This is a genomic window from Candidatus Coatesbacteria bacterium, from assembly GCA_014728225.1.
Lineage (GTDB): Bacteria > RBG-13-66-14 > RBG-13-66-14 > RBG-13-66-14 > RBG-13-66-14 > WJLX01.
This window is the reverse complement of sequence record WJLX01000093.1, coordinates 21,870-33,453: the sequence shown is the minus strand read 5'-3', so window position 1 is coordinate 33,453 and position 11,584 is coordinate 21,870. Positions and strand designations below refer to the sequence as shown.

The following is an 11,584-nucleotide window of genomic DNA, read 5'->3' as shown; positions in this document are numbered from 1 at the left end:
TGGACGGACACATATCAACGGCCTCGAGAACTTCCGGGGCTACGCCAAACGACGGCTAAAAGCCGACCACTGATGTTTCAAGCGCAACTCCAGACTCTTTATCCTTGAAATGGAATTCAGCTTCAACCATCGAGACGCCGAAAACGCGCTAAACTACCTCGGGAGCAGACTTCGCGCTTGTTGATAATCAGGTGATAATCCCATAATTAGCATTAAGGGCCTATCAAGCGAGTATCTGGTTTTTCAACGGAGCATCACCGCTGGGCGGAGAAGACCGGGTTAACCGTTCATGGTTAGTCTGATTTGCTCCGAACACGTTACATGCTGCCTCATGTTCTTTACTGAGCGGCCCGGGTCCATGGCAACCGGGGGCGACCGGCTTCGATGAGCCCCCGGCGCTCAGCGCGGTTCAGCCGGCGTTGAATGGGTTGAACCGCTCCGCGTCCGACCCCGAGATGAACAACCGACCAGGAGGCAATAGCATGAGTAGAATGGTAATCCCGCTGTTGTTGCTCGCCCTGCCCCTGTGGGCCGTCGAAACCATCGTCCTGCAGCCCGACGGCGAGGACGGACTCGACACCTACGTCTATCGCGCCACCCCCGACGACAACTACGGCAACGAGGCCGGGATGTACGTCTCCTCGACGACGCAGTGCGAGGACGTCACCCTGCTGGCCTTCGACCTCTCCGCACTGCCCGCCGGCGGCGCCGTCCGCTCCGCCTGGTTGGAGCTCTACCTGACCACGGTCAACGAGCCCGCGCCGGTGCTGCTGGAGCTGGTAAGTGAGCCCTGGGACGAGGAGACGGTGACCTGGAACACCCGACCCGCCTACGACGACACCTTCCAGGCCGCGGCCGATCCCCAGGCCGACAGTTGGTGGGACCCCGTCGAGGTCACCGACTTCGTCGCCGCCTGGTACGAGGGCGACCAGCCCAACTACGGCTTCGCCGTCTACCTCGAGCCGACGGGAAGCGCCGGGCTCATCTATGCCTACTCCTCTCAACGAACCGAAAACCAGCCCCGGCTGACGATCGAGTTCTCCCCCCAGGCCGTCCTCCCCGCCAGTTGGGGCCGGATCAAGGCCGTGATACCGGCGCCCTAGCGGCGGCCGAACGGCCGGGACACAGTGACGACGGACCCCGGCGGGATCCGTCGTCGCTTCACGCATTGACGATGAAACGCTCACGGTCGCCCTAGTGCAGCTCCTCCAGGGTGAACTCGGCATCCCGCGGCGCACCGTCGGTCTCCCAGGCCACGGTGTACATCCCGTCCTCGATGGCGGTCACCTCGCCCGGGTAGTTGACATCGTCGCTGAAGCCCTCGGGGTTGACGACCACCGTCGTGCCGACCTCGACCTCGTCGGGCGACCAGGCCTCGACGTAGGGGTAGACCCACTCGAAGGCCCGCTCATCGGTCTCGCCCTCGTTGAGGAAGCCGCCGAACTCGACGGTCACCGTCTCCTCGCCGACCTCGAGCACCTCCGTCTTCTCCCAGGTCAGGGCACTGACCTGCTCCGGATTGTAGTAGGTCGCCCAGACCGTGTCGCCGACGGCGAAGGGCGCCTCGTCCTCCGCGACGGCGTTTTCCTCGCCGCCATTCTCGACGTCCTCTTCGGCCTCTTCGGTATCCGCGGCCTCTCCGGCCGTTTCCTCGTCTTCGCAAGCCGTCGGCAGCAGCAGGACGAGTAACAGCAGCAGCGCCGTCAAGAGCTTCTTCATGGTCCTCCTTGGGGGTTGGGTAGCGTCGCACAAGCACGGTTAACCAACCCATCCAGTATGCCTCAACGGTACCCGAAAGAAAAACGCGTTTTAATGTTGACAGCCCCCGCCCGACTGTGATACCTTACCACTCCCGTCGCGCGGGAAAGCACTCCGCCGGCCGGGAAGCTCGGCTGGGCGTCAAGGCCGCCGAGGGGCAATCGCCTGATCGATCCGGATGTACCAGATGCATTACATCCGGGTCACATTAGGGTCACAAACGGGCCAGACCATACGGACCATACGGACCATACGGACGATTTCTCCCCCGGAAAAAACAGCCAAGAAAAACCACTTGACCCTTGACAGCCCACCGTACTTGTAGTACATTACTTCCCGCCCCAGCAGCAAGGGGCGAAACAGGGGGCCGGGTAAAACGGTCTGGTAGCACTTGAACGGATCGCAGCACCCCAACCCAACCCCACCGGGGAGCCACAGTTCGGAAGACGGGCGCGGGACCGCAAGAACCTTCCCGCACGACCGCCTCCGGTAACGGGCTCAAAGAGAACCACCACAGTAAGCAACCGGTGGACACGGGGCGAAAGTGGCGCCTCGGGAGAACGGCCGACAGTCTCGCCACGGAGACTCGAAGGGCCTGCTGTTCGGGCCCCTCTATATTCGCCGCGGCACGAGGGAAACGCTGAACCAGACCCTCCGCTGACCGACACGGCCGCCAACTCCCGACATCCCCGTAGACGGTGCCAGGTTCTTTGAAAGCTGGAAGGGGCAAGTAAGAGGCGCTTGACGGGCGACTCGCTTCGAGATCGTACGTCCAAGCCGCTTCCGAAAGCCAACCCGTTCAAAACGCGAGAGAATCAGCCTGGAATGTGCCAGGATGAGCGAGACGTTCCACGTCGAACTCGTCCAACACTCCGTTTCAACAAAGGCTCTCGAGCCTTTTCTTTTTCACTTCGGAGAGTTTGATCCTGGCTCAGGACGAACGCTGGCGGCGTGCCTAAGCTTATGCAAGTCGAACGCGAACGGCTCCTTCGGGAGCCTAGTAGAGTGGCAAACGGGTGAGTAACGCGTGGGTAACGTACCCTGATCCTGGGAATAACCCTCGGAAACGAGGGCTAATACCGAATGTGGCGAACGACCGGTTGGTCGCTCGCTAAAGGTGGCCTCTTCTATGCTGCCGGGTTGGGATCGGCCCGCGTCCCATTAGCTAGTTGGTGAGGTAACGGCTCACCAAGGCCACGATGGGTAGCCGGCCTGAGAGGGTGTACGGCCACACTGGCACTGAGACAAGGGCCAGTCCCCTATGGGAGGCGCAGGCGGGAATAGTTCACAATGGGCGAAAGCCTGATGACGCGACGCCGCGTGAGCGAAGAAGACCTTCGGGTTGTAAAGCTCTGTCAGGAGGGAAGAAGGCTCTACGGGTTAATAGCCCGTGGAATTGACGGTACCTCCAGAGGAAGCCCCGGCTAAATACGTGCCAGCAGCCGCGGTAATACGTATGGGGCAAGCGTTGTCCGGATTTACTGGGCGTAAAGGGCGCGTAGGCGGTTTGTTAAGTCGAAGGTGAAATCCTCGGGCTCAACTCGAGAATTGCCTTCGATACTGGCAAACTAGAGTGGCGGAGAGGAAAGCGGAACTCTTGGTGTAACGGTGGAATGTGTAGATATCAAGAGGAACACCGGTGGCGAAGGCGGCTTTCTGGACGCACACTGACGCTCAGGCGCGAAAGCGTGGGTAGCAAACAGGATTAGATACCCTGGTAGTCCACGCCATAAACGATGGGTACTAGGTGTCGGGGGTATCGACCCCTCCGGTGCCGCAGTTAACGCACTAAGTACCCCGCCTGGGGATTATGGTCGCAAGGCTGAAACTCAAAGGAATTGACGGGGCCCCGCACAAGCGGTGGAGCATGTGGTTTAATTCGACGCAACGCGAAGAACCTTACCTGGGCTTGACATGCTTGGGACAGCGCTGGAAACAGCGTCTCTCCTTCGGGAGCCCTTGCACAGGTGCTGCATGGCTGTCGTCAGCTCGTGTCGTGAGATGTTGGGTTAAGTCCCGCAACGAGCGCAACCCTCGTTACTAGTTGCCATCAGTTCGGCTGGGCACTCTAGTGAGACTGCCGGTGATAAACCGGAGGAAGGTGAGGATGATGTCAAGTCATCATGGCCCTTACGCCCAGGGCTACACACGTGCTACAATGGTCGGCACAAAGGGTCGCTAAGCCGCGAGGTGGAGCTAATCCCAAAAAGCCGGCCTCAGTTCGGATTGGAGTCTGCAACCCGACTCCATGAAGGCGGAATCGCTAGTAATCGCGGATCAGCATGCCGCGGTGAATATGTTCCCGGGGCTTGTACACACCGCCCGTCATATCACCCGAGTCGGGGATACCCGAAGTCCGTGACCCAACCATTTGGAGGGAGCGGCCGAAGGTGTGCCTGGTAAGGGGGGTAAAGTCGTAACAAGGTAGCCGTACCGGAAGGTGCGGCTGGATCACCTCCTTTCTAAAGAGAAGGGGGCGAGATTAAGGGTCCGGATCCCAATGACGTCCCAACGACGACTGCAGGACACGGAAAAAACCCGCAATCAAGCCCGTGGGGAGCCCCCACGAAAACCCTACTCCTAGGTCGATCGCATTCCAGCAACTCCCGCAAACGAACAGCACTACCTTCCAGCTTTCAAAGACCCTAGCACCCGGGCTGAATAAGGGCTCGCCTTCTCAGGCGGGCCCTTTTTGTTGACCGATTGCGCGTCTCACGCTCGTCGCTCCGGTTTCCAGAGCTCAAATACGGCCTCGCCTTCTCAGGCGGGCCCTTTTTGTTGACCGATTGCGCGTCTCACGCTCGTCGCTCCGGTTTCCAGAGCTCAAATACGGCCTCGCCTTCTCAGGCGGGCCCTTTTTGTTGGCCGATTGCGCGTCTCACGCTCGTCGCTCCGGTTTCCAGAGCTCAAATACGGCCTCGCCTTTCGGCGGGCCGCCGGGGAGGGGGTTAGACACGTTTCGGCATTGACGTATTAACGGCGGGGGTCGGAGCCCCCTTCTACGTGGAGTGGCTGATCGCGTTAGTGTTTCGAGAGCTCAAGCGCTATCGAGCACAGGTTTCAAACCCGGGTCTACCGGCCCCCGACCGCTACGGGTAGTAAACGAACCGATCGTCTGAACCGACCGCCTGGCCACCCGCATTTTTCCGGGCCGTCACAGTTTTTGCATTGACGACGGACCTGGGCGGTCCGTCGTCGCAAAAACGTGCGCCGGCCCTGCGTTATGGTTGGTTTGGACCGTTTCAGCTTTTCGAGGGTTCAACCCTCACTTCTCAAGTCCATAGGCGCTGCTTCCCCGAGGTCGGAGGGAAACAGATCCACGCCGTCCAGTCAGCCACCCCCGCAGGTCGGTTCCGGGGGGATTAAGCCCCCGTGGTCCGGCGATTACTGCTCAGCTTGCCGGATAAGGGCCGGCGCGCGTTGTTGCCCGCCGAGCTCCCGCCCGCGGGAGCTCGGCGGAATGCAACAACCGTGACGGCCCGCGGGAGCGCCGGGAAGGGGTCATCATCCAGACGGCTGATAAGGACGGCGGGACGCGCGCAAGGCCGTCCCGTTTCGCAAGCGATGACTGTACTACCGCACCGGCGGTCGTCGATACCCGCCCGGCTGTTCCGTCCTCTGCTCGATCGCCGCGAGCGCTTCCGCGCACCAGCGCACCAGGGCCCGCTTCAATTCGATACCGTACTGCAGTGTCAGCCGGGCGTAGAACTCTCCGGCCTCTGCACCGGTGTGCTTGCTCAACTGCTCCTCCAGCCGGTCGATGTCTCCCAGCTGGCCCTCCCGGTACTCCTCGATCAGGGCCAGGTTGTCCTCCGGCGTCGACAGCGCCCCGTAGCGCAGCTTGAGCAGCAGCTCGATGCGCAGCGGGATGGTGTCCGCGGGGCGTTTGAGCCACTCCACCAGCTCCTCGCGGCCCCGTTGGCTGAGTTGATAGACCGTCCGATTGGGGTGACGTTCCGTCGGCGCCTTCTTCTTGTCGGCCAGGCCCTCCTCGGCCAGCTTGTGCAGGATCGGATAGATCTGGCCGTAGGATTCGCTCCAGAAGTAGATCTCCTTCTCCTCGAGGGCCTTCTTGATGTCGTAGCCGGTGCGGGGCCGCTCAGAGAGCAGGGACATAATGGCGTAACGGGTCTTGTTGCGCTGGGCCATGGTCGTATATCTCGCAGATAGTGTCAAGACGATATATAACAGAGCTTAACTCGACTGTCAATACTTTTCAGTTGCCGCATTCAGAGTCTGCTCCGGTTCGTTCAACCCGACGCGTGAAGCTGATTGGACCTCGGCGCCGCTTTGGAGTACAGTTACCCTGCAGCCCGTTGCCGGGGTAGACGATGTCGATGCAGCTCCTGATCCGCGCCGCCGCCGCCCTGGTGGGCCTGGCCGGACGACGCCTGATGCGGATGGACCCCGCCGGGGACTGGATTCCCCGGCCCGGCTGCGGACGCCCGCCGGCCCTTTACGTCCATATCCCCTTCTGCGCCGCCCCCTGCGACTTCTGCGCCTTCCACCGTTTCGCCTTTCGCGAGGCCCCGGCCCGGGCTTACCACGCCGCCCTGCGCCGCGAGCTGGAGCAGCTCTTCGAAGCCGGTTTCAGCTTCAGCGAGGTCTACATCGGCGGCGGCACCCCGACGATCCTGCCCGACGAGCTGGAGCGCCTGCTGGAGCTGCTCCAGCGCCGACAGCCCGACCTGCCCGTCTCCGTCGAGACCTACCCGGCCGACGTTACCGCGGAGCTGTTGGAGCTGCTGGTCCGCGGCCGCGTCGAGCGTCTCTCCGTCGGCGTCCAGAGCTTCGATGCCCGTCTGCTGCGCCTCCTCGGGCGCGACGGTCTGCCGCCCGACGAGCTCCGCCGCCGCCTGGCTCAGGCCCGGGGACGCTTCTCCACTTTGCAGCTCGATCTGCTCTACAATCATCCCGCCCAGACCGCCGCCGTGCTGCGCCGCGACATCGCCGCCGCCGTGGCCACCGGCGTCGACCAGATCACCTTCAATCCGCTGATGCCGCCCCTGGTGCGCGGCGGTGAGCGGGGTCCGGCCCTCGATCCCGACCTCGGCCGCGCCGATGACCTCTATCGCGTCATCGACGAAGAGCTGAACGGGCGGGGCTGGCGATCGGTGACGAGCTGGTGCTTCGCCGCCGGCGCCGGTACCCGGGCCGAATACCTGATCGAGAGTCCGGAGTACCTGGCCGCGGGTTGCGGCGCCGTCGGTTACTACGACGGCGTCTTCCACCACAACACCTTCAATCTGCGCCGCTACGGCGAACTCCTGGCCGCGGACCGCAGCGCCGTAGTTCGCCGCCGCGCGGCGGCGCCCTGGGAACGCGAGGCCTACCTGCTGTTGGGTTTCCTCTTCGGCGGCGGCGGCTCGACGACCGCTCTGCGTCGCCGTATGGGCGCTGCGCCCTCTCGGCGGGTCCACCTCGCCGGGGCGCTTTGGCGCCTGCTGGGGCTCAACGACGGCCGTCCCTGGGACGTCGGACCCCGCGGCCGGCGGCTGGTCAATGCGATGATGCAGCGCTTCTTCGGCGCCCAGACCCGGCTGCGCGCCCGGGCCCAGGCCGCCGGTCTCTGAGGCCCGCTGTTATCCAAGTTGATTTTATGCGCCACACCGGGTTATCCTGTCCCGGAGGCCGCAGCGACCTGCTCGACTTCAACGGCTACTACAGCCGCCGCCAACGACGAGGACAGCGATGTCACGACTTCCCTTGGCCCCCTTGAGCGTTATCATCCTGCTGGCCGCCGCCCCGCCGCTGTTCGCCGCCCAGCACTTCACCGAGGTCACCGGCCCCGCCGGGGTGGGGATGAGCGGCCTGGGCGCCGCCGCCGCTTTCGGCGATTTCAGCGGCGACGGCCTGCCCGACCTGGTAATCAGCCGCAACTATCCGGATTACTCCGTCTTCGTCTATACCAACGACGGCGACGGCACCTTCACCGATGTCAGCGGTTCCTGCGGCGTCAACGGTTACCTGAGCTCGCTGACCCTGGTCGATTTCGACGGCGACGGCGATCTCGACCTGGCCGGCGAGAACGGCGACGTCGTGGTTTATCGCAACGACGGCGCCGGGACCTTCGCCAACGTCACCGCCGCCCTGGGCCTCGGCGGCGTTCCGGCCTCCAAGGTGCTGTTCTTCGATTATGACAACGACGGCGAGCTGGACCTCTTCGCCGCCGGTTACGACTGTCGCCTGTTCCGCAACAGCGCAAGCGCCTTCAGCGAGGTCACCGCCGCGGCCGGGCTGGCTTCGGCGACCGCAGACTGGTCCGCCGCGGCTTTCGACTACGACAACGACGGTTGGCTGGACATCTACCTGCCCCACGATCCGCAAAGCGCCCTCTGGCGCAACGAGGGCGACGGTACCTTCAGCGACGCCACCGCCCAGGCCGGGGTGTCCAATCCCGGCAGCGATCCCTCGGGGCTCGACGTCGGCGATTACAACGGCGACGGCTGGCTGGATATCTACGTCTGCAATATCGGCGAGCTGCCCTTCTCGCCCGACTACCACCGGCTGTACCGCAACGACGGCGACGGCACCTTCACCGACGTGACCGGCGGCGCCGGCGTGGCCTGCTATGGCGACGGCCGCGGGGCCTGGTTCATCGACTACGACCGCGACGGCCGACGGGACATCTTCGCCGCCAGCCACGTCAGCGACAACGCCATGTATCGCAACGACGGCGACGGCACCTTCACCGATACCGCCGCCGCGCTGAACATCGACAAGCCCTGGGATTCCTTCGGCGTGGCCTGGTCCGACTTCGATCTCGACGGCGACCTCGACGTCTACCTGGCCGGTCACTTCGACAACCGTTTGCTGCGTAACGACGAGGCGCCGGGTGGCTACCTCTGCCTGAACCTCGTCGGCGTGGAATCCAACAGCGCCGCCGTGGGCGCCCGGGTGCGGGTGACCCTCGACGACGGTGAGTGCTGGGACCAGCGCACGGCGGGGGGCGGGCTTCACGGCGACGAGGATCCCACCCTGGAGTTCGGCCTGGGCGACGACGACGCCGTCGACCTGCGCATTTGGTGGCCCTCGGGCCTGGTCGAGGATTACTCAGCCGTCCCCGCCGACAGCCGGCTGACGGTCACCGAAGGTGAGGGGCTCGAGTACGCCGCCGACGAGGTCGTCCTGGACGGCCGGGCCGTCGACGACGGCCTGCTGCTGGAATGGACGCCGGAGTCCGACGAGGGATTGTCAAGCTGGAGCGTGAGGCGCGACGGCGTCGAGTTGGTCGAGCTGCCCGGTGGCGTCCACCGCTTCCTCGACCGCGACGCGGCGCCGGGGATCACCTACGGCTACGAGCTGGTCGGTCGGACCGTCGACGGCCGGGAGCTGTGCCGCGGTCCCCTGGAGCTGACCCGACCCCGGGAGGCGGACCGCGCCGTCGAGCTCTCCCCGCCCTGGCCCTGCCCGGCGACGGAGGTCGTCAAGCTCAATTTCTACCTGCCCCCGGGGCGTCAGGGGACGCTAAGCGTCTACGACACCGCTGGTAGACGGGTCATCGCCCGCGATCTGGTGGGCAGCGGTGTCTGTCGATTAGAAATCGGCGAGCTGTTGACGGGTTGCTACCTGGTGGAGCTGAAGACGACCGAGACCCGCATGGTGCGTCGGCTGGTTGTGCGACGCCGCCCTTAACGTGCTATAATGAACTAACGCTTCATCCGCCACACCGCTCCCCATAGAAAATCTGCACTGGCCGAGACGGACGAGAAAGGACGACGATGCTCCCCTGGCACATCTGGCTGATCGTAGGTTTCGTGCTGGCCATGGCCGAGATCCTGGTTCCCGGTTTCTTCCTGCTGCCCTTCGGCGTCGCCGGGGGCATCACGGCGTTGGTCTCGCTGACCGGGATGGCCGTCATCTGGCAGCTCGTCATCTTCGTCGTCGGCGGCGCGCTACTGGTCTTCCTCAGCCGGCGCCTGTTCTTCAAGGACGAGAAGAGGTACGAGGAGGGTGAGGCCAAGACCAACGTCGAGGCCCTGATCGGCCGCACCGCCGTGGTCACCCGACCCATCACCGACGAACAGCACGGTTACGTCAAGATCGGCGCCGAGGAGTGGCGGGCCTACTACCCCCACCCCGGCGATATCAGTTTCGAGATCGGCACCCGGCTCAAGGTCACCGGCGTCGACGGCATCAAGCTCCTCGTCGAGCCCCTCGAGGAGGCCGGCTAGCCGTTCCGGGGCCGCCGTCGGCGCGGAGTCCGGCCGGATACGCGGCCCAAGTTGTTTCTCCGTTGTTTTCAACCGGGCAAACAGTCAGCCAAACAACCCGGCAAAGAACCAGGCAAACAGCGCAGTCCAACCGGCGGCGCCGTCAGTAAAAAAGACGGAGCGGATCGTCGCTAACCCCGCCGCAGCAGGCTGTACCTCGAGCGCGGAGTCTTGGGTCCCTTGACTGTGCAATTATAACGAGGGGCGACGGTTCGCCAGCGTTTTTTGGTCTTCACGCTTCAAACATCAACGCCCGGAACCAGTCTTCCACGCGGCCTCGCCGCGCAGAGCCACCCCGGGATCCGAAGCCGGCCGCCGCTGGTCTCGACAAGCTTCAACTACAACCTGGTCGCCTATTCCAACCGTCAACCTCAATGGGGGTGAACCTTTGAAGAATAAACTCGCGTTCCTGATCCCGCTGCTGCTGCTGGTCCTGCCGTCGACGGCCCTGGCCTACAACGGCGACGTTGATGGCTGGGGGCTCGGCGCCTATATCGCCATCGGCGCCGCCGGGCTGTTCATCCTGATCTTCGCCATCGCCGGCTTCAAGGTCATCAAGCAGGCCGAAGTGATGATCATCGAGCGCTTCGGTGAGTACAAGCGCACGCTCAAGAGCGGCCTGCACCTGATCGTGCCGATCGTCGACAAGCCGCGCAAGGTCGTCTGGCGCATGCACAAGAGCGTCCGCGGCCGCACCTACGTCCAGCGGATCACCACCGAGCGGATCGACCTGCGCGAGCAGGTCTACGACTTCCCCGCCCAGGCCGTGATCACCAAGGACAACGTCCGCATGCAGGTCAACGCCCTGCTGTACTTCCAGATCACCGATCCGATCAAGGCGCTCTACGAGATCCAGGACCTGCCCCAGGCCATCGAAAAGCTGACCCAGACCACGATGCGTAACGTGATGGGTGAGCTGGACCTCGACGAGACCCTGATCAGCCGCGATCTGATCAACAACAAGCTGCGCATCGTCCTCGACGAGGCCACCGACAAGTGGGGCGTCAAGGTCAACCGCGTCGAGCTGCAGGACATCACCCCGCCGCCCGAGATCGAAGCCGCCATGCAGAAGCAGTCCACCGCCGAGCGTGAGCGTCGCGCCACGATCCTCGAGGCCGAGGGTGAAAAGAAATCGGCCATCCTGCGCGCCGAGGGTGACCGTGAAAGCCGCATCGCCCGTGCCGAGGGTATGAAGCAGGAGGCCATCCTCGAGGCCGAGGGCTACCGTCAGCGCCAGCGCCTGGAGGCCCAGGGCGACGCCGACGCGCTGCGCCTGCGCGCCGAGGGTGAGTACGACGCCATCACCAAGGTCAAGGACGCCGTCGGACCGCAGGTGGCGCCCAACTACCTCATCGCCGTCAAGTACCTCACCACCCTCAACGCCGTCAGCCAGGGCGAGGCCAACAAGATCTTCTTCCCCTTCGAACTCACCAACGTGCTGGGCAGCGTCGGTACCCTGACCGAGATGTTCCGCGGCGGCGGCGCCGGCTAAGCCACCAACCAGCCCATACCTATCAGCCGGGCACCAAACACCGAGGCGGCCCCCGGGCCGCCTCGGTCGTCTAGACCGTCACCGCCCCGCCGGGGCCTGGCTGGATTAGCAATCCACACTA

At 64.0% G+C, this 11,584-nt stretch carries 7 protein-coding genes and 1 rRNA gene; 6 read left to right on the top strand and 2 right to left on the bottom strand.

Annotated elements, in window-relative coordinates; genetic code table 11:
• Nucleotides 1-455: 455 nt before the first annotated feature.
• Complete coding sequence (locus tag GF399_06555; protein MBD3399975.1) at nucleotides 456-1,103, top strand: DNRLRE domain-containing protein; 648 nt, start codon at nucleotides 456-458, stop codon at nucleotides 1,101-1,103.
• A 91-nt stretch (nucleotides 1,104-1,194) separates the two neighbouring features.
• On the opposite strand, the gene GF399_06550 is transcribed toward GF399_06555, so the two are convergent.
• Nucleotides 1,195-1,719 carry a hypothetical protein gene (locus GF399_06550; protein ID MBD3399974.1) on the bottom strand — a complete coding sequence of 175 codons (525 nt, stop codon included), beginning with the start codon at nucleotides 1,717-1,719 and terminating at the stop codon, nucleotides 1,195-1,197.
• Between the two features lie 948 nt (nucleotides 1,720-2,667).
• Between GF399_06550 and GF399_06545 the strand changes: the two genes are divergently transcribed.
• A 16S ribosomal RNA gene (locus GF399_06545) occupies nucleotides 2,668-4,223 on the top strand.
• Between the two features lie 1,108 nt (nucleotides 4,224-5,331).
• On the opposite strand, the gene GF399_06540 is transcribed toward GF399_06545, so the two are convergent.
• A complete protein-coding gene (locus GF399_06540) occupies nucleotides 5,332-5,907 on the bottom strand; it encodes a PadR family transcriptional regulator (protein MBD3399973.1) in 576 nt (191 codons plus the stop codon).
• Between the two features lie 182 nt (nucleotides 5,908-6,089).
• Between GF399_06540 and GF399_06535 the strand changes: the two genes are divergently transcribed.
• From GF399_06535 to GF399_06520, 4 genes are all read left to right on the top strand, one after another.
• A complete protein-coding gene (locus GF399_06535) occupies nucleotides 6,090-7,331 on the top strand; it encodes a radical SAM protein (GenBank protein ID MBD3399972.1) in 1,242 nt (413 codons plus the stop codon).
• Nucleotides 7,332-7,449: 118 nt separating this feature from the next.
• Entirely contained in the window at nucleotides 7,450-9,393 is a 1,944-nt protein-coding gene (locus GF399_06530) for a hypothetical protein (protein ID MBD3399971.1), read from the top strand.
• Nucleotides 9,394-9,479: 86 nt separating this feature from the next.
• Nucleotides 9,480-9,932, top strand: coding sequence for a hypothetical protein (locus GF399_06525; protein MBD3399970.1), 453 nt, complete (start codon nucleotides 9,480-9,482; stop codon nucleotides 9,930-9,932).
• Between the two features lie 610 nt (nucleotides 9,933-10,542).
• Nucleotides 10,543-11,463 carry an SPFH/Band 7/PHB domain protein gene (locus tag GF399_06520; protein MBD3399969.1) on the top strand — a complete coding sequence of 307 codons (921 nt, stop codon included), beginning with the start codon at nucleotides 10,543-10,545 and terminating at the stop codon, nucleotides 11,461-11,463.
• The last annotated feature ends 121 nt before the right edge of the window (nucleotides 11,464-11,584 follow it).